Below are 18,576 nucleotides of genomic sequence, written 5' to 3'. Positions count from 1 at the left end.
TCTTCACCACCCTCCGCGCCCCGCTCACTCGGCACCGGTAGCGTCCCGTGCCGTGCACTTGGCAGAAACGCAGCAGGTGACACCCGGTCGGCGGCTGCCGGCGGCGGTGTCCGCCGTACCGGTTACCGCCCCACCGGCCCCGGACGGCCCCGCGCAGTGGCACCGCGTGCTGACGCTCCTCGCCGACGTCAGCCTGTTCATCGGCACCCGTTCGGTGTGGACCCAGGCGGCCACGCACCAGCTGGTCCTCGCGGGGGTCATCTCGGTCTGCTACGCCTCGATCCTGGTGACCGGCGTGCTCGCCCTCACCGTCCGCCGCACCCGCTCGCTGGCCCGCCTGGACCTGGTGGTCCTGGCGACCGCGGTGACCCTCACGCTGTGCGCCTGGACGCTGAACCACCGCGGCGGCGACGAGGCGGCCCTGACCAGCCAGGCCGCGCGGGAACTCGTCGCCGGCCACCCGGTGTACGGGCAGCCCTGGCCCTGGCTGTTCCAGGCCAAGGGCGTCGCGCTGACGCCGACCTTTGACGGCGGGTACGACTTCACGTACGGCTATCCCCCGCTGACCCCGCTGCTCACCGCCCCGCTGCTGTGGCTGGGCCACGGCGGCGCCCCGGCCACGGGGGCGGCGACGGTGGCCCTGGTCGTGGGCGCGGTGGTGCTGTGGCGGCTGCTGCCGGTGCCGTGGCGTTCGGCGGCGACCATGGTCTGCCTGGGCTTCGGCTTCCTGCCGGGGTACGCCCGGCAGGGCTATCCGGCGATCGTCGCCCTGGCCCTGCTGGTGCCGGTGGTGGTGCGCTGGCCGCGACTGGGTGCGCGCGGCCGGCTGGGCGCGGCCGGGATCGCGCGGGCCGCGTGTCTCGGCGCCGCGTGCGCGGCCCAGCAACTGCCGTGGTTCGTCACGCCGTTCCTGCTGGCCGGGGTCTACGCGGTGCGGCGCGGCGAGCTGGGCGGGCGGGCGGCCGCGCGGGTGGTGCTGCGCATCGCGGGGATCGCGGTGCTCACCTGGCTGCTGGTGAACGCGTACTTCGCGGTGAGCGAGCCCGGCCACTGGCTGGAGGGCATCGCCCTGCCGCTGACCCAGGGCGCGGTGCTGCACGGCCAGGGCCTGGTGGACGTGTCGCTGTACTTCACCCACGGCAGCGACCGGCTCGACTGGTACGGCCACGCGAGCGTGCTGCTCGCCGCCGCCCTGCTGGCGGTGTTCGTGCTGTTCGTCCGGCGGCTCGGTCCGGCCGCGACCGTGCTGCCCTGGTGCGCGTTCTACGTGGCGACCCGGTCCCAGGACGGCTACTACCTGATGATGACCCCGCTGTGGCTGGCGGCGGCGGTCACCGCGCCGCTGCCGGAGTTCGCCCGCGCCTGGCAGCCGCGGCCGCGCCCGCTGACCGGCCCGCGCCGCCGGCCCGCGCTGGCCGCGGCCGTCGTGGTGCTGCTGGCGCCCGCGCTGGTGAGCGCGGCCCTGGCGGCGACCGGGAGGCCGCCGCTGCGGATGGACGTCACGGCGGCCCGGCACACCTCGGGGCAGACGCTGTCCCGGCTGACCCTGCGGGTCACCAACACGGGCGGTACCGCGCTCACCCCGCACTACATGCTCACCACCAGCCAGGGCATGAGCCGGTACTGGTCGCTGGCGCGCGGCCCGGCCACGCTCGCCGCGCACACCACGGCGACCGTGGAACTGCGGGCGCCGTCCGGCGGTTTCACGCTGCCGGCGAAGAAGAGCGCCCGGCTCCGGCTGCGGGCCTTCACGGGGAGCCCGCAGACGCTGTCCACCCGGGACCTGAGCCGGGCGGAGCTGGGTCTCAGGCCGCCGCGCGGGTGAAGCGGAGCGCGGCCGTCACCGCGGTCAGGCCGCGCATCATGCCCAGCTGGTTCCAACCCATGCCGAACTGGTCGCGGTCCACGGCGAACTCGGCCTCCAGGGTCAGCGCCTCGGCGCTGACGCCGGTGAGGCGGGCCGTGACGGACAGAGGCCGGCTGACGCCCCGCACGGTCAGCTGCCCGGTGATCCGCACCTGGTCGCCGTCGAGCCGGTCGGCCCCGCGCACGGCGAAGGTGATCTCCGGGTGGTGGCCGGTGTCGAAGAAGTCGGCCGACCGCAGGTGGGTGTCCCGCTTGGCGCTCCTGGTGTCCAGGGAGGCCGCGTCCAGGGTGACGGCGCCGGTGACCGAGCCGTCGGGACGGACCTCGCCGGAGCCGCCGACGCCGGCGAAGGTGCCCTTCACGGTGACCAGGCCCCAGAAGGTCCTGTGCCGCAGGCCGACGGTGGACGCGGTCGGGTCGAGCTGCCAGAGGCCTGTTTCCACGGCGACGGTCATGGTCGTACTCCAGAGTGGTTCAAATTTGGATGACTTTGCCGCCTCACGCTAGCCCTTCATCCAAATTTGGACAACCCTGGCGGAGGGGGCTCGCGGCCAAGCCGTACAAATGTGGACGACGGCTAGACTCGCCTCCATGTCCGCCGCCGACACGCACGCCGCCGACCAGCCCGCCTGTCCCCTCGCGAGCGGTGACGGGCTGCTCCCGGACGAGCTGCGCGCCTGGATGGTCCTGCTGGCCGCGACGGGCACCGTGGAGCAGCGGCTGCGGTCGGTCGTGAAGGAGACCCTCGACGTCTCCCACGACGAGTTCCTGATCCTGTGCCTGCTGGCCGGACAGCCGCACACCGGGTTGCGCATGACCCGGGTCGCCGACCTCCTCGGCCGCCCCAAGACCCGCCTCACCTACCAGATCGCCTGCCTCCAGCGGGCCGGTCTCGTCACCCGCACGTCCGTGTGCGGCGACAAGCGGGGCGTGCAGGTCGCCCTCACCGACAAGGCCCGCGAGCTGCTGCGCGCCGCCTCCGCCCGGCTCGCCGGCACCGTCCGCCAGGCCCTCGCCGACTCCATGGGCCCCGAGCAGCGGGCGGCGATGTGCGCCCTCGTACCGGACCTGGACGACGAGGCCCGCTGACCCGCCGGGCGGGGCCGGGAATGTCAGTGGGGCCCTGCATGATGGGGCAGAGACGCGGCGAGATGCGCGGGGGGATGCGTTGGAAGCCATGACTGCGGCCGAACTGCAGAGCACCTTCGGGTTGTCGGCGAACAGCTGGGAGCAGATCACCTCCAGTCCTGACATGCCCCGGCCGATGGACCCGAAGTACACGGACGGCGTCACGAAATGGGCCGGACAGTACTTCGCCCGCTGGCTGGCCCGTCAGCACCCGCTGCTGGCCGGCAGGGTTCCGTCCCTGCTCCATCCGGCGCCCGCCACGAAACCCTGCTACCTGGACGGTCGCTACGCCACGTCCGACGAGGCGGGATGGGACCGGGAGCACTTCGCCGGGCTGTGGGAGACCTGCACCGGGGTCGTGGCCGTCATCTATCCGCGCTCCCGTATCGGCGCTCCCCGCGACCTCCTGGAGTTCCACGAGAACGCCGCGACCGTCGTGACCGTCCAGCCCGACTACGACCTCTACGGCCCCTCCCTCGAGGCGGTCGACCGCGCCCTTCCCGATCTTCAGTACGAGCCCCGGTGGTCGGAGGTCGCCGCGCATGTCGGCACCCAGGTCCCCTGGTGGCCCAGTCAGCTGCGGCGCCCCGAGCATCTGACCTCGTGGCGCCCTGGCGACGATCCGGTCCCCGTGGACGTGGTCACCTGGCCGTCCTGGGAGCCGCTGTACGAGCTGGCCGGGGCGGAACCCGAGGGCTCGCCGGTGCGCGGCGCGTGCTTCACGATCGGGCACGAGATGAGGACGAAGGCCGCCGAGTGGATCGAGCACGAGGTGACGGAGATCCTCGACACCCGGGGAGACTTCGGCAGGGGCAAGAGCCCCAAGGCGGCGGCCGAGAGGGCGGCCATGGTCCTCCCGGCAGTCCCCTCGACCGAGGACCCCGGTCGGTCCGAGACCGTCTCCGCCGACGTGGTCGCACTCGGCCTCGCCGAACTGTGCCGACGCACTGACGACCACTCGGTGGAGTGCCTGGAACAGATCAGCATGTGGAGCAGGGAACACCTGCCGTTCGGTGGTGTCTTCAGCATCACGCGCACCGACGTCTCCCGCGAGGGCGCGGAGTGGATCAATCGGCTGCGCCGCGTCAGCCCGACGGCGATCCACCGTCTGTGGACGGTGAACGGAGACGATCCGGTGGGCACGTTCGTCGACCCCGTCACCGGCAGTCCCGTGGTCGCGTTCAAGGGCCGCTTCATGTTCCGCGACAGCCGCGAGATCAGTTACCTGGGCAGCGCACCCAAACGGCTGCCGGCCGGGTCCGTCCTCAAGGAGGTCATCCTCGACGAACCGGTCTGGGTCAGGACCACGGACGACATCCTCTATCCGGCGCCGTCCCTGGACGCCCCGGGGCTCTCCTGGGGATACAGCGGCTCGGGGCCCGGCACCCTCGCTCAGTGCGTGGGCCGACTGCTGGACGACGGGTCGGCCCACGCGGTCACCTACGGCGACCGTCAGGACGAACCAGGACTCGAAGCCTTCTTCCAGATCAAGCACGAGCGAGGCACGCGGATACCGCGGCAGCGCCTCGAAGCTCTGCGGACCTCCTCCTGACACCGTCTCCGCACTCCGAAAGGTTCGCCACACCATGCCAGGACGCCGCCGGGCCGCACCATGGCAGGTCGCCGATCACTTCGCGTACGGGCGGGAGGCCACCGCCTACGACGCCGTGCTCGACGCCTGTCTGGCCGAGCGGGGCATCGCACGACGGCTGGGAATGAGGCCCCAGGCCACAGCGGAGAACGTCCGCGCGACCATGCTGACGGAAGCCAACGTCGGGCGGGCGCTCGAGCCGTGCCGGGCACACCAGGAGCGGTTCCGTGCCGCGCTCCGCCGGTACGAGTCCATACGGACACGGATCGACTACCTGCATGACCCGGTCGCTCCCGAGACGGTGTTTCTCTCCCTGCTCTCACTCGGCTTCCTGCTCGTCCTCGCCGTGGCTCCGTGGACGGTGGTGGCCGTCGTGGCGATCCCGCCGGTCGTGGCAGGGTTCGCGGTCCGGCTGAATCCCGTATGGCGGATGCACGTACGCCACAATGCGGGTGAACTGGCCCTGACATCGATCAGGCCCGTGTACGAGGCCCTCGCGGACTCGAGGGAGCGGGCCTGGCGCCGTGAACTACAGGCGAACGGCGCCGGCCCCCTGATGGGAAGGGTGGTCGAGGCGCTCCTCGGCGAGGACCGTGACTCGCTCCTCCTGCCGGACAGCTACGAGGGGCTCCGTTCCCCACGGAACCGGCAGTACGTGATCGGCAACGAGGCGTCCCAGCGGCTCTCCCGGAAGATGGCGCAGCTCGAGGGCGGCACCATAGCCGTCAGCGGGCCGCGCGGGGCGGGGAAGTCGACACTGCTGGAGAGCTGCGCGGAGGAGGCGGACTTCGCAGTCGTTGTCCAAGCGCCCGCGACCTACTCGCCGCACGAGTTCCTCCTGTCGCTGTACATAGAGGTCTGCGAGCGGTATCTCACCGAGCAGGGCCACGACCTCCCTGAGTTCGCCCGGCTGACCATTCTGCGCAGAATCGCCCGGCAGTTCGCTCCGACGGCCCGGCGCCTCGCGCGGTGGCTGGTGTTCGCCCTACCGGCGGGCGCGTTGGTCGTCCTCGGACTGGCCGCCGCGACACGCTCCGTGGGACTGCGTTACGAGGACGGGGCGCGGCACCGTGCGCAGGATCTCTGGGCGGACCTGACCGACACCGCGCAGGGGGTGTGGGGCGGTGAGAGGGTGGGCACGGCACTGGCCGTCACCGTCGCCGGGGTGCTGCTCTGGCAACTGCGCCGATGGCAGGGCTGGGGTGCACTGTTCGGGACGCTGCGGCTGCTGGCCACCACCGTGGGCGGCATTCTCCTCATCCTCGCGGCCCCTGCCTCTCTCTTCTTCGACACAGGGGTTCGGCATGGCGCCCGGGAAATGCTCGACGGAGCACCGCTGGCGACCCTGTACCTGGCGCTCGTGGTCTTTCTCCTCGTGGGCTTGGAGGGCCGGTCCCGATGGACCGTGGGCGGGGTCAGTCTCGCCCGCCGGCCCGTCTACGGTTTCCTGCTGGTCGGCGCCCTGGTCCTGCTCTACCGGACTCCGCCCATGTACGCGATGGTGACCGACACCGGCAACACCCTCCGTGTCGCCTGTGTGCTGCTCGGTCTGCTGCTTCTGAAGGCGCGTACCTGGACCTTCCCGCAGCCGGAGCCTCCCCTCGTCACCCAGTGCCGCAACCAGCTCTACCGGCTCCAGACGGTGCAGACCTCGTCCTCCGCCGTCACCACGGGCTCGCCCGCCCTGGTGTCCGCTCACACGACGTCTCTGTCCACCGTGCCGCCGAACTTCCCCACGCTTGTCTCCGACTTCCGGGAGTTGCTGACGAGCATCGCCCGGGAGCGGTTCGCCAGGAAGGGCCGGGTGGTCATCGCCATCGACGAGGTCGACCGGCTCGGTTCCGACACGCAGGCCTTGGCGTTCCTCGGCGAGATCAAGGCGATCCTGGGCGTGCCCCATGTGCACTACCTCATCTCGGTGGCCGAGGACGTCGGCGCGTCGTTCATCCGCCGTGGGCTCCCGCACCGCGGGGTGACCGACAGCTCGCTGGACGACATCGTCCATGTGCAGCCCTGCACGCTCAAGGAATCGAAAGGCATCCTCGAACGCCGGGCACCCGGGCTGTCGGAGCCGTACAGCCTGCTGGCCCATGCGCTCTCCGGGGGAATACCGCGGGACCTCATCCGTTACGGACTGCGCATCATGGAGATCGAGGACAAGACGCGCTTCTTCGAGTTGACGGACATCTCCCGGCAGATGATCCTCGAGGAGCTGGCGGAGACACTGGCCGGCTTCCGCGTCCTGCTCGCCAAACAGGAGTGGACCAGCGAGACGAGCGCGGTGCTGCTGAGTTTCCGCAACCTCATGGGGCATCTGCGCCATGTGTGCCCGTGCCCGGACGGCAACCTGCACCGAGCACTGCACCACATCGCCTTCTACGACCCGGACCAGCACTTGGGCAACGCCGCCGGCGGGCTTTCGGACAGGGCACGCTCGCTGCTCCAGGAGGCCTCCACCTATGTGCTCTTCTCGCTCACGCTGCTGGATGTCTTCGGTGCCCCCGACTTCGCTCGGCGCAGGGCGGCGGCGGCACTCCGCGCGGACGGCGACCCGGACATACTGGCGCAGGCCCGGCACGAGCTGGAGGTGTCGCCGTACAGCGCACGCTCGTTGATCATGGCGATCCGAACTGCCTGGCGGGTCCCGCACCCCTCCGGCCAGATCGTGACGGCCGTCCCCTCGCCGCGCACCGCCCCCTGTTCCCTGCACCCGCAGCCGGCCTCCTGAAGCGGCCCCCATCAGGCACGAGAGCCAGACCACAGCCGTAAGGAGGGAAACCTCACAGCCCCTGCTCCGCCTAGGCCCGAGCCGCCTGCCCTAGCATCCGAGCCATGACGGTCCTGCCTGACGACGGGCTCTCACTGGCCGCCGAGTTCCCTGACGCGACACACGAGCAGTGGCAACGCCTGGTCGAGGGCGTACTGCGCAAGTCGGGCAAGGAACTTACCGGCGCGGCAGCTGAGGACGCCCTGTCCACGACGCTGGAGGACGGGCTGCGCACCCGGCCCCTGTACACCGCGCGCGACAGCGCGCCCGATCCCGGACTGCCGGGCTTCGCCCCCTTCGTGCGGGGCAGCCGCCCGGAGGGCAACCTCACGAGCGGCTGGGACGTACGGCAGCGGCACACGGCACTCGCCGGCGGCACGGCGGACGCCGTCCTCACCGACCTGGAGAACGGCGGCACCTCCCTCTGGCTGGTGCTCGGCGAGGGCGGCATCCCGGTCTCCGAGCTGGGCCGCGCCCTCGACGGCGTCTACCTCGACCTGGCGCCGGTCGTCCTGGACGCGGGCCGCGACACGGAGCAGGCCGCCGAGGCCCTGCTCGCGCTGTACGCGCAGAAGGGCGTGGACGCCGAGGCCGTACGCGGCAACCTGGGCGGCGACCCGCTCGGGTACGAGGCCCGCACCGGGACCCCGCTGGACTGCGCGCCGTACGCCGCCTTGGCCGCGCGCTGCGCCGGGCAGTACCCGGGGCTGCGCGCGCTGACCGTGGACGCGCTGCCCTACCACGAGGCGGGCGGCTCGGCCGCGCAGGAGCTGGGCGCCTCGCTGGCCACCGGTGTGGCCTACCTGCGGGAGCTGACCGAGGCCGGGCTCGGGATCGAACAGGCCGCCGCGCAGCTGGAGTTCCGCTACGCCGCCACCGCCGACCAGTTCCTGACCATCGCCAAGCTGCGCGCCGCGCGCCGGCTGTGGGCGCGGGTCGCCGAGGTGTGCGGTGCGCCGCAGGCGGGCGCGCAGGTGCAGCACGTCGTGACCTCGCCGGTGATGATGACCCGCCGCGACCCGTGGGTGAACATGCTCCGCACGACGGTCGCGACGCTCGCCGCGGGGGTGGGCGGCGCCGACTCCGTGACCGTGCTGCCGTTCGACCACGCGCTCGGGCTGCCCGACACCTTCGCCCGGCGGATCGCCCGCAACACCTCGACCATCCTGATCGAGGAGTCCCACCTGGCCCGGGTCATCGACCCGGCGGGCGGCTCCTGGTACGTGGAGCGGCTGACGGACGAACTCGCCGAGGCAGCCTGGCAGTTCTTCCGGTCGATCGAGCGCGACGGCGGCCAGGCGGCCGTCCTGCGCTCCGGCCGGCTGCGCACCGACCTGGCGACGACCTGGGCGGAGCGCTCCAAGCGGCTCGCCAAGCGGCGTGAACCCATCACCGGCGTCAGCGAGTTCCCGCTGCTGGCCGAGAAGCCGGTGGAGCGCGAGCCCGCGCCCGAGCCGCCGTCCGGCGGTCTGCCGCGGGTACGCCGGGACGAGGCCTACGAGGAGCTGCGCGCCCGCTCCGACGCCCATCTGGCGGCGACCGGCGCCCGGCCCCGGATCTTCCTCGCCACGCTCGGCTCCGCCGCCGAGTACACCGCCCGCGCGACCTTCGCCGCGAACCTCTTCCAGGCCGGCGGCATCGAACCGGTCACCGGGGGCCGCTTCGAGGACAGCGGCGCGACCGAGGCCGTGCTGTGCTCCAGCGACGCGCTCTACGCCGAACAGGCCGGGCAGGCCGCCGAGTCGCTGCGCGCGGCCGGCGCCCGGCACGTGTTCCTGGCGGGCCGGGGCGACCACCCCGGCATCGACAGTTACGTCTTCGCGGGCTGCGACGCCGTCGACGTCCTCTCCGCGACCCTCGACCGCATGGGAGTGTCCTGATGGGAATCCCCGACTTCTCCGGCATCGAGCTGGGGACCCCGGTCACCGACGGCACCGACGGCGAGTGGCGTGCGGCCCTGGAGCGGGCCACCGGGGGCGCGGAGCCGGTGTGGGAGACCCCGGAGGGCATCGGGGTCAAGCCGCTGTACACCGGCCGTGACCTGGAGGGCCTGGACTTCCTGGGCACCTACCCGGGCATGGCGCCGTACCTGCGCGGCCCCTACCCGACGATGTACGTCAACCAGCCCTGGACGATCCGCCAGTACGCGGGCTTCTCCACCGCCGAGGAGTCCAACGCGTTCTACCGGCGCAACCTGGCGGCCGGCCAGAAGGGCCTGTCGGTCGCCTTCGACCTGCCCACGCACCGGGGGTACGACAGCGACCACCCGCGCGTGACGGGTGACGTCGGCATGGCGGGCGTGGCCATCGACTCGATCTACGACATGCGCCAGCTGTTCGACGGCATACCGCTGGACAAGATGACGGTGTCGATGACGATGAACGGCGCCGTGCTGCCGGTGCTGGCGCTGTACATCGTGGCGGCGGAGGAGCAGGGCGTACCGCCCGAGAAGCTGGCCGGGACCATTCAGAACGACATTCTGAAGGAGTTCATGGTCCGCAACACCTACATCTATCCGCCGAAGCCGTCGATGCGGATCATCTCCGACATCTTCGCGTACACCTCGCAGCGGATGCCCCGGTACAACTCCATCTCCATCTCCGGCTACCACATCCAGGAGGCGGGCGCGACGGCCGACCTGGAGCTGGCGTACACGCTCGCGGACGGCGTGGAGTACATCCGGGCCGGACGGGAGGCGGGCCTGGACGTGGACGCGTTCGCGCCCCGTCTCTCCTTCTTCTGGGCGATCGGCATGAACTTCTTCATGGAGGTCGCCAAGCTGCGCGCGGCGCGGCTGCTGTGGGCGAAGCTGGTGAAGCAGTTCGACCCGAAGAACACCAAGTCGCTGTCGCTGCGCACCCATTCGCAGACCTCGGGCTGGTCGCTGACCGCGCAGGACGTCTTCAACAACGTCACCCGCACCTGCGTGGAGGCGATGGCGGCGACCCAGGGCCACACCCAGTCGCTGCACACCAACGCCCTCGACGAGGCGCTCGCGCTGCCGACGGACTTCTCGGCGCGCATCGCCCGCAACACCCAGCTGCTCATCCAGCAGGAGTCGGGCACCACCCGGGTCATCGACCCGTGGGGCGGCAGCGCGTACGTGGAGCGGCTGACGTACGACCTCGCCCGCAAGGCCTGGGCGCACATCCAGGAGGTCGAGCAGGCGGGCGGCATGGCCCAGGCCATCGACGCCGGCATCCCCAAGCTGCGCGTGGAGGAGGCGGCGGCCCGCACCCAGGCCCGCATCGACTCGGGGCGCCAGCCGGTGATCGGCGTGAACAAGTACCGGGTGGAGAACGACGAGGCGATCGAGGTCCTCAAGGTCGACAACTCCTCCGTGCGGTCCCAGCAGATCGAGAAGCTGCGCCGGCTGCGGGAGGAGCGGGACGAGACCGCGTGCCGGGACGCCCTGGACGCGCTCACCCGGGCCGCCGACGGCGACGGCAACCTGCTGGAGCTGGCCGTGCACGCGGCCCGCGCCAAGGCGACGGTCGGTGAGATCTCCGACGCCCTGGAGAAGGTGTACGGGCGGCACGCGAGCCAGATCCGTACGATTTCCGGCGTGTACCGCAACGAAGCAGGCCAGTCCCCGTCGGTGGACCGCACCCGGGCCCTGGTGGACGCGTTCGAGGAGGCCGAGGGGCGCCGGCCGCGGATCCTGGTCGCCAAGATGGGCCAGGACGGCCACGACCGCGGCCAGAAGGTGATCGCCACCGGTTTCGCGGACCTCGGTTTCGACGTCGACGTCGGCCCGCTGTTCCAGACGCCGGAGGAGGTCGCCCGGCAGGCGGTCGAGGCGGACGTGCACGTGGTCGGCGTGTCCTCGCTGGCCGCGGGTCACCTCACGCTCGTCCCGGCGCTGCGCGAGAAGCTCGCCGAGGAGGGCCGCGAGGACATCATGATCGTGGTCGGGGGGGTCATCCCGCCGCAGGACGTGCCGACGCTGCGGGAGATGGGCGCGGCGGAGGTGTTCCTGCCCGGGACGGTGATCCCGGACGCCGCGTACGACCTGGTGCAGCGACTGTCGGCCGACCTCGGCCACGACCTGTAGCCCCCGCATGGCTGCGATCGATCTCGACACCTATGTGAAGGGTGTGCTCGACGGGAAGCGGGCCCTGGTGGCCCGCGCCATCACGCTCGTGGAGTCCACCCGGCCACAGCACCGGGCGCTGGCCCAGCAGTTGCTCACCGAGCTGCTGCCGCACAGCGGCCGGGCGCGGCGGATCGGTGTGAGCGGGGTGCCCGGTGTCGGCAAGTCGACGTTCATCGACGCGTTCGGCACGATGCTGACCTCGCTGGGCCACCGGGTGGCGGTCCTCGCCGTCGACCCCTCGTCCACCCGCACGGGCGGCTCCATCCTGGGCGACAAGACCCGGATGGAGCGCCTGGCGGTCGACCCGGACGCCTTCGTCCGCCCCTCCCCCAGCGCGGGCACGCTGGGCGGCGTCGCCAAGGCCACCCGGGAGTCGATGGTGGTGATGGAGGCGGCGGGCTACGACGTGATCCTCGTGGAGACCGTCGGCGTCGGCCAGTCCGAGACGACGGTCGCGGAGATGGTCGACTCCTTCCTCCTGCTCACCCTGGCCCGCACCGGCGACCAGTTGCAGGGCATCAAGAAGGGCGTCCTGGAGCTGGCCGACGTGATCGCCGTCAACAAGGCGGACGGCCCGCACGAGCGCGACGCCCGGGCCGCCGCCCGGGAACTGGCGGGCGCACTGCGCCTGATGCACGGCAAGGACGCCTTCTGGACCCCGCCGGTGCTGCACTGCAGCGCCCGCGAGTCGACCGGCCTCGACACCGTCTGGGAGCGCCTGGAGCAGCACCGCACCCTGCTCGACTCCACCGGCCGGCTGGCCGCCAAGCGCCGGGACCAGCAGGTCGGCTGGACGTGGGCGATGGTGCGCGACGAACTCCTCGGCCGCCTGCACTCCGACCCCGCGGTCCGCGCGACCGCCCCTGACCTCGAACGGCAGGTCAGGGAGGGCCGTTTGACGGCGACGCTGGCGGCGGAACGCATCCTGGCGGCGTTCGAGGGCCGCACGCCGCCGTCACCCGCGGGCTGAGCGGGGGGCGTTGAGGGCTCCGGGGCGGTTTCGCCGGAGAGGCCTGCAGGAGCGCGCGTACGACGTCCGTCGCCGCGCGTTCCTGGGCCTTCCGGGTGCTGGCGAGGACCTCGGCGTCCACGGTGGCGGCGGTGCGGACGAGGAGGGCGAGGGCGGCCGGCGGCAGGCGGTCGGCGACCGGGACGACACGGCAGGTCATCGAATTTCTGCCCAGCGGGTGTGGGAAGCTGCTGGGCTGTGCGGGGGTGACGTGCACCCGGGGTGGCCGGATACGGGCGGGCCACCCCGGTGCCGCGGCTCAGCTCTCGACCGCCATCACGATGCCGAAGGCGATCATGACCGTGCCCGCGGTGGCGTCGACGTTGCGGCGGACCGTGCGGCGCTTCATCCAGGTGCGCAGGCCGTGGGCGCCGAGGCTGATCAGGCCGTACCAGATGATCGCCTCCACCGCGTTGACGGCGGCCAGCGCGGTGCCCATGAACGCGGGGGACGCGCCGGACGGGATGAACTGCGGGATCGTGGCGCCGTAGAAGACACCGACCTTGGGGTTGGCCAGGTTGTTGAGCATGCCGCGGCCGAAGGAGCGCCACAGCGAGGCGGACTCCGGTTCCAGCTCGGTGTCCTTCTCCTGCCCCGCGCCGATGGCCCGGGCCGAGCGCCACAGCCCGATGCCCAGCCAGACCATGTAGGCGGCGCCGACGATCCGGAACACGGTGTACGCCGTCTCGGAGGCCTCCAGCAGCGCGCCGATGCCCACCGCGATCGCTGCGCCCCAGATGACGGCGCCGACGCCCACACCCACGCCGGTGATGAACCCGTGGAGCCGGCCGCGCGCGACGGTGTTGCGGATGACCAGGGCGGTGTCCACGCCCGGCATGATCACCAACAGGGCCGACACCAGGGCGAACGAGACCAGTGACTGAAGAACCGACACGCTTACACTCCTGACTTCTCGGCCGTGATGTCGGCCAGGGGGATTCCGCCGCGCGTGAGACCACGCAGCCAGTTGCGGTAGAAGAGCCGTCCGTGATCCTGCCAGTTCTCCACCGGGTCCGCCGAAGGATCGTCGTCCGGGAAGTAGTTGACCGGAAGGGCGATGTCCGCGCCCTTGGCCTGGTCGCGGCGGAACTGCCGCAGCAGGGTGTCGGGGTCGTACTCGGGGTGCCCGGAGACGTACAGCTCCCGGCCGTCCCGGCCGGCGGCGATGTGCACCCCGGACTCGGGCGACTCCACCAGGATCCGCAGCTCCCCGGTCTTCTCGAAGTCGGCGCGGAGGTTCTCGGTGTGGCGCGACTGCGGCACCGCCACGACCGGTTCGAAGTCGGCCAGGAGCGGGGAGGAGGGGTCGGTGAGCCTGTTCGGGAAGTTGCCGAACAGCTTGGCGGGCAGCTCGTGCTTCGGTATGCCGTACCGGTGGTACAGCGCGGCCTGGGCGCCCCAGCAGACGTACTGGGTCGAGGTGACGTGCTCCTGCGCCCAGTCCATGATGCCGCGCAGCTCGTCCCAGTACGTCACCTGCTCGAAGGGCAGCAGCTCGACGGCGGCGCCGGTCACGATCAGGGCGTCGAAACGGCGGTCGGCGACGTCCTCGTGCGTCTGGTAGTGCTCCTTCAGGTACGTCTCGGGGGTGCTCCTGGAGACGTGGTCACGGGGGCGCAGGAGGGTGACGCGGACGGGGAGCCCGGCGCCGGACAGCAGGCGCAGCAGCTGGGTCTCGGTGACCGGTTTGTCCGGCATCAGGTTGAGGATGGCGAGTTCGACGGCCGGGATCGCGGCGCCCGCCCCGCGGGGCTCGACGGTGACCGCGATGCCTTCCTCGGTGAGCTGGTCGACGGCGTCGATCCGGGTGGGGACGATGAGGGTCACTGCTCAGGGCTCCTGGTGGTCTCGGGCTCGGTGGCGGCGGCGAGTTCGGCCAGTACGGCGGTGACGCACCGGTCGGCGTCCGCCAGCGCGCGGTTGCGCCCGCCGGGCGAGGGCACGTAGTGGTTGTAGAAGGTGGCCCCCTCGCAGAGCGGGCCGAGGACGCGGACCTTCCGGTCGGGCCGACCGTCGGCGGCGACGGGATGCTGGTCCGCCGTGATGTCGACACCGAGGCTGCTGCGGGCGCCGGGGCGGTGCCGGCACAGACGCCCGCCGGCCACGAGGTCCGCCAGCAGCGGGCTGCCGGTCGCCTCGACGTCGGGCTGGCCCGAGGTGGCGTACGCCAGCCAGTCGGCCCGTGCGCTGTGGCCGGTGCCGAGCCGGGTGGAGGAGATCCGCCACGCCGTGCCGTCCCACTCGACGCGCGGTGCCGGCCCGAAGGGGACGCTGACGATCCCGGCCTCCAGCAGGGCGAGCAGCTCCTCGTGGCGGTCGAGCTGCGGGCCGGTCACCGAGCGGTTGAGGGTGGCGGTGAAGGAGCCGTAGAACTCGTCGTGGGAGTCCTCGTCCAGGCCGCCGAAGTCGACGGCGTGGCGTACGACGTCGCGCAGGTCGCGCAGGACTTCCAGGCCGGCCTTGGTGGGGCTGCCGCCGAGGCCGAGCCGGGCCTCCACGAGGTCCGACCGCAACCGCTCCTCGTACCACTTCTGGTAGGCGTCGCTGGAGTCGGACTCGGCGCCGTCGGGGAAGAGCAGATCCTGCGGGTCGAAGTGGCCGAACCGCTCGGCGTGTGCCAGGTCGAGGGCGCGCAGTTCGTCGTCCAGGGTGCCCGCGTCCGCCGCCGCCCGGAGCTTCGCCGTCAGGGCGCCCTCGGCTTCGGTGCCCCGGGCGAGGGCGGCGCCGTGGCGGTGGAAGGCGATGCGCATCTCGGTGCGCAGCAGCGGAAGCAGGTCGCCGCGCAGGCTCAGGGGGCGGTCGTCCCCGGTGGAGCGGAGCCGGTCGAGGGCCTCGGGGGTGAACACCACCGGCCGGTACGGTCCGCCAGTGCGGTTGGCGGCGGGCCGGGCCCGGAAGGGGATGCCGGTCCGGGAGAACAGCAGGACACGCGGTTCCCGTCCGCTGGGCAGGTAGCGCAGGCCGCCGTCGGCCGCCTCGTACCGGCCGCCCCGGCCCAGGGTGAGCGAGGCGAGGACGTCCATGGCCGACAGGCCGGTGCCGCCGAGGGCGAGGGTCCGGCCGGCGGTGACGGCCGCGAAGGCCGCGGCGGGCGGGTAGATCTCGTGGATACGGCGGGACGCTCCCGGTGCCTCGGGGTCGGGGGCGGCCGGCGGGGTGTGGCCGGTGGTGAGGAAGACCGAGTCCACCGGCAGGGTCTCGCCGGTGTCGAGGGTGATCCGCCGGGAGTCGTCCGGGCCGGCGGACAGGCCGGTCGCCGTGGCGCGGTGGAACCGTATCTCCACGTTCTCGGGGACGCGGTCGAGGAGGCGCCGCAGGAACCAGGCCAGGTACTCGCCGAGCACCCGCCGGGGCAGGTAGTCGTCCGGCCGTACCGGCCGGCCCTCGTCGCCGAGGGTGTGACCGTCGTCGGCCACCTTCAGGCCCCGGTCCGTCACCCAGGTGTACAGGTCGGGACCCCGGTCGCCGACGGCCGCGCCCACCGTCGCCTCCTCGGGGAAGAGGCTCACCTGCGTGCAGATCGTGTTGAGCAGCAGGTGGTCGGGCTGGTCCACGGTGTGGATGCCGACGCCGGTGCCGTCCGGGTCCACCACCTCGACCACGAGCCGGCGGCCCGCCCAGTCCGGCCGCGCGGCGCGGGTGACGAGGCGTTCGAGGACGCCGATGCCCCGCGAGCCCAGGCCGATGATCCCGACGGTGCCCGCGACCGGCGTCCGCCGGAGGGAAGTCGTCACCACCGCTCGGTCTCCCCGAAGAAGTCGGCGATCGCGGTGACGCGGCCCGACTCGGCGGCGACGCGGTGCACTTCGAGGCCCACGGCGAGGTCCAGGACGCCCAGGCCGAAGGGGGAGAAGACGACCGGCTTGTCCGTGCCGACCGTGACCTCGCCGTTGATCACCTCGGCGATGGTGCCGGTGACGAAGTCCCGGTTGCCGTACTTCTGTTCCGCCAGGTGCGGGGAGGTGTTGGCCTTCAGGCAGTGGTCGACGTCGTCCAGCACGTTGTAGGAGCCGGCGATGATCTCGGCGCCGATGTCCCGCAGGGAGATGTTGAGGACGATCTGCCCGGGGGCGAAGGCGCCGGGTTCGAGGACGTACGGCTCCCCGGCCGTGGTCGCGAAGACGACCACGTCGGCGCCGGACACGGCCCCCTGGAGGGTCTCGGCGTAGGACGCCGGGTACGCCAGCCGCTCGGTGGCGTGGGCCGCCAGGGCCGTGCCGTACTCCTGGCTCAGGTCGTGCACCGCGACCTGCTCGAACGTCCACTGCTCGGCGTGGAAGAACTCCAGGATGTTGCGGGCGATGATGCCGGCGCCCACCACCGCGAGCCGGCCGCCCTTGCGCCCCCCGGTGAGGACGTCCGCCGCCAGGACGGCCGACGCGGCGGTGCGTGCGGCGCTGATCTGCGAGGCCTCCAGGAGCGCGAACGGGTAGCCGGTCTCGGCGTCGTTCAGGACGAGCGTGGCCGAGGCGCGGGGTATGCCGCGCTCGATGTTGGCCGGGAAGCTCGCGATCCACTTGATGCCGGCGACCTCGCGCTCGCCGTCGAGGTAGGCGGGCAGGGCGATGATCCGGTCCGCCGGCTTCTCGGGGAAGCGCAGGAAGTAGCTGTCCGGGTTCACGGAACGCCCGGCGTGGTGGGCCAGGTAGGTGTCGCGTACGACCCGGACGATGTCCCGGCGGCTGTCCCGGACGATGTCACGGACGGTTCGGCCGGTGACGACATCGAATTCGAACATGGTGACTCCTTCGATTTCTGTGCGAGGTGCGCGGTCGTGCGGGGACGGCGACGGGGTCCGGGTCAGTCGTCGACGGCGCCGAAGCGCTCGCCGACCCAGTCGTCGTCGTAGATCGTGTCGAGGTAGCGCTCGCCGAGGTCCGGGCTGATGGCGACCACCGAGGCGCCCTCGGGGATGTCGCGGTGCCGGGTCTCGACCGCGGCGAGCACCGACCCGGTGGAGCCGCCGGCGAGGACGCCCCGCCCGGTCGCGAGCCGCCGGCACATGCGCACCGCCTCGGCCTCCGGCACCATGACGACCTCGTCCACGAGTCCGTCGCGGAAGATCTCCGGGCGCCGGCTCGTGCCCAGGCCGGGGATGTGCCGGCGGGCCGGGGAGGAGCCGAAGGTGACCGAGCCGGCCGTGTCGACGGCGACGATGCGGGTGCCGGGCGAGTGCTCGCGGAAGTACTCGGCGCATCCCCTGAGGGTGCCGGTGGTGCCCGCGCCGACGAAGAGGACGTCGACCTCGCGCTCCTTGAGCAGGGCCGGGGCGGTGCGCCGGTAATGCGCCTGCGGATTGGCCTTGTTGGCGTACTGGTTGGGCCACACCAGGCCGGGGTCCTCGCGCAGCCGGGCGTGGATGTGGTCGATACGGGACTGGAGGAAGCCGCCGTTGGCGTCCCGCCGGTCGACGATGACGACATCGGCGCCGTACGCCCGCATCAGACGGACGCTCGTGGTCGCGGTGTTGGGGTCCGCGACACAGGTGAACCGGTAGCCGCGGGCCGCGCAGACCGAGCTGAGCGCGATGCCGAGGTTGCCGGATGACGACTCGATGACCCGGCCGCCGGGCTTGAGCAGGCCACGGCGCTCCAGGTCCTCCAGGAGGCCCACGGCCGCCTTCAGTTTGATGGACCCGGCGAGGTTGAGTCCCTCGATCTTGAGCGTGAGATCGACGCCGGGGACGAAACCGCTCAGGTCGAGGAAAAGGTCGTCGAGGACCAGGTCGTACGCATTGCGAAAGATCATCGAGCACCTTCGGAAACAGGTTGAACGTGACGGAGGTGGTACGAGTGCTGCGGTGCGGTGCCGACGGCATGACGACGACGCCCCGGGCGCGGCAGGAGCACGGGCAGGCCGACGCGGGGCGGGACCGGCGTGGGAGATCGCACGGACGGGAGCCGCGGCGCGCCGACGGGGTGCTGCCCACCCCGTCCGTCCGGACGTCGGGAGAGCGCGGTCTCAGCCGTGCAACGTGCCTGGTCTGTCGATGAGTTGTCCGGTGCGGCAGAGTGGAAGGCGTGCCCGGGCTCGCGGACACGGGGCGGGCCGGGCGGCGGCGCAGGGCTCGTCCCCGGATGCGGCGAGTCGCCGGCGCGTCGGAGGGAATCCGCCGTACT

General features: G+C 72.1%; 13 protein-coding genes. 7 read left to right on the top strand and 6 right to left on the bottom strand.

Annotation, left to right across the window (positions count from 1 at the left end; all coding sequences use genetic code 11):
* Window positions 1-94: 94 nt before the first annotated feature.
* Window positions 95-1,825, top strand: a complete 1,731-nt coding sequence (locus tag S1361_RS29585; protein WP_425088080.1) for a hypothetical protein — start codon at window positions 95-97, stop codon at window positions 1,823-1,825.
* Here S1361_RS29585 and S1361_RS29580 read toward each other — a convergent pair.
* Complete coding sequence (locus S1361_RS29580; RefSeq protein ID WP_208034942.1) at window positions 1,806-2,321, bottom strand: YceI family protein; 516 nt, start codon at window positions 2,319-2,321, stop codon at window positions 1,806-1,808. The two genes, S1361_RS29585 and S1361_RS29580, sit on opposite strands and share 20 nt — an antisense overlap.
* A gap of 136 nt (window positions 2,322-2,457) precedes the next feature.
* Between S1361_RS29580 and S1361_RS29575 the strand changes: the two genes are divergently transcribed.
* The 6 genes from S1361_RS29575 to meaB all read left to right on the top strand — a co-directional run bounded on the left by S1361_RS29575 (window position 2,458) and on the right by meaB (window position 12,418).
* A complete protein-coding gene (locus tag S1361_RS29575) occupies window positions 2,458-2,955 on the top strand; it encodes a MarR family winged helix-turn-helix transcriptional regulator (protein WP_208034941.1) in 498 nt (165 codons plus the stop codon).
* Window positions 2,956-3,043: 88 nt separating this feature from the next.
* Window positions 3,044-4,546 carry a hypothetical protein gene (locus S1361_RS29570; protein ID WP_208034940.1) on the top strand — a complete coding sequence of 501 codons (1,503 nt, stop codon included), beginning with the start codon at window positions 3,044-3,046 and terminating at the stop codon, window positions 4,544-4,546.
* Window positions 4,547-4,580: 34 nt separating this feature from the next.
* On the top strand, window positions 4,581-7,313 hold the full coding sequence (locus S1361_RS29565) for a hypothetical protein (RefSeq protein WP_208034939.1): 2,733 nt from the start codon (window positions 4,581-4,583) through the stop codon (window positions 7,311-7,313).
* 104 nt (window positions 7,314-7,417) lie between these two features.
* Window positions 7,418-9,232: a methylmalonyl-CoA mutase family protein gene (locus S1361_RS29560; RefSeq protein WP_208034938.1), complete on the top strand. Its 1,815-nt coding sequence runs from the start codon at window positions 7,418-7,420 to the stop codon at window positions 9,230-9,232.
* Complete coding sequence (gene scpA, locus S1361_RS29555) at window positions 9,232-11,406, top strand: methylmalonyl-CoA mutase (RefSeq protein ID WP_208034937.1); 2,175 nt, start codon at window positions 9,232-9,234, stop codon at window positions 11,404-11,406. Before S1361_RS29560 ends, scpA begins: the two co-directional genes overlap by 1 nt.
* 7 nt (window positions 11,407-11,413) lie before the next feature.
* The gene (gene meaB, locus S1361_RS29550) at window positions 11,414-12,418 is read left to right on the top strand and encodes a methylmalonyl Co-A mutase-associated GTPase MeaB (RefSeq protein ID WP_208034936.1); all 1,005 of its coding nucleotides are present in this window, start codon (window positions 11,414-11,416) and stop codon (window positions 12,416-12,418) included.
* 298 nt (window positions 12,419-12,716) lie between these two features.
* Here the strand turns inward: meaB and S1361_RS29545 are convergent, their stop codons facing one another.
* From S1361_RS29545 to sbnA, 5 genes are all read right to left on the bottom strand, one after another.
* Window positions 12,717-13,352 carry a LysE family translocator gene (locus S1361_RS29545; protein ID WP_208034935.1) on the bottom strand — a complete coding sequence of 212 codons (636 nt, stop codon included), beginning with the start codon at window positions 13,350-13,352 and terminating at the stop codon, window positions 12,717-12,719.
* 2 nt (window positions 13,353-13,354) lie between these two features.
* On the bottom strand, window positions 13,355-14,284 hold the full coding sequence (locus S1361_RS29540) for a homoserine O-succinyltransferase (protein ID WP_208034934.1): 930 nt from the start codon (window positions 14,282-14,284) through the stop codon (window positions 13,355-13,357).
* Entirely contained in the window at window positions 14,281-16,191 is a 1,911-nt protein-coding gene (locus tag S1361_RS29535) for an FAD/NAD(P)-binding protein (RefSeq protein ID WP_208034933.1), read from the bottom strand. Before S1361_RS29535 ends, S1361_RS29540 begins: the two co-directional genes overlap by 4 nt.
* Complete coding sequence (gene sbnB / locus S1361_RS29530; RefSeq protein ID WP_208034932.1) at window positions 16,188-17,195, bottom strand: 2,3-diaminopropionate biosynthesis protein SbnB; 1,008 nt, start codon at window positions 17,193-17,195, stop codon at window positions 16,188-16,190. The genes S1361_RS29535 and sbnB overlap by 4 nt, the downstream gene beginning before the upstream one ends.
* A 62-nt stretch (window positions 17,196-17,257) precedes the next feature.
* Window positions 17,258-18,205 carry a 2,3-diaminopropionate biosynthesis protein SbnA gene (sbnA, locus tag S1361_RS29525; protein WP_208034931.1) on the bottom strand — a complete coding sequence of 316 codons (948 nt, stop codon included), beginning with the start codon at window positions 18,203-18,205 and terminating at the stop codon, window positions 17,258-17,260.
* Between the last annotated feature and the right edge of the window lie 371 nt (window positions 18,206-18,576).

The organism is Streptomyces cyanogenus, assembly GCF_017526105.1.
In the GTDB taxonomy this organism is placed as follows: domain Bacteria; phylum Actinomycetota; class Actinomycetes; order Streptomycetales; family Streptomycetaceae; genus Streptomyces; species Streptomyces cyanogenus.
The sequence above is the reverse complement of the archived record's forward strand: the minus strand, read 5'-3'. Positions and strand labels throughout refer to the sequence as shown.

Bases quoted from the DNA above. Each gene is read 5' to 3' on its own strand.
- sbnA (WP_208034931.1), bottom strand. From the start codon at position 18,205: ATGATCTTTCGCAATGCGTACGACCTGGTCCTCGACGACCTTTTCCTC.
- sbnB (WP_208034932.1), bottom strand. From the start codon at position 17,195: ATGTTCGAATTCGATGTCGTCACCGGCCGAACCGTCCGTGACATCGTC.
- meaB (WP_208034936.1), top strand. From the start codon at position 11,414: ATGGCTGCGATCGATCTCGACACCTATGTGAAGGGTGTGCTCGACGGG.
- S1361_RS29570 (WP_208034940.1), top strand. From the start codon at position 3,044: ATGACTGCGGCCGAACTGCAGAGCACCTTCGGGTTGTCGGCGAACAGC.
- S1361_RS29565 (WP_208034939.1), top strand. From the start codon at position 4,581: ATGCCAGGACGCCGCCGGGCCGCACCATGGCAGGTCGCCGATCACTTC.
- S1361_RS29560 (WP_208034938.1), top strand. From the start codon at position 7,418: ATGACGGTCCTGCCTGACGACGGGCTCTCACTGGCCGCCGAGTTCCCT.
- scpA (WP_208034937.1), top strand. From the start codon at position 9,232: ATGGGAATCCCCGACTTCTCCGGCATCGAGCTGGGGACCCCGGTCACC.
- S1361_RS29575 (WP_208034941.1), top strand. From the start codon at position 2,458: ATGTCCGCCGCCGACACGCACGCCGCCGACCAGCCCGCCTGTCCCCTC.
- S1361_RS29580 (WP_208034942.1), bottom strand. From the start codon at position 2,321: ATGACCGTCGCCGTGGAAACAGGCCTCTGGCAGCTCGACCCGACCGCG.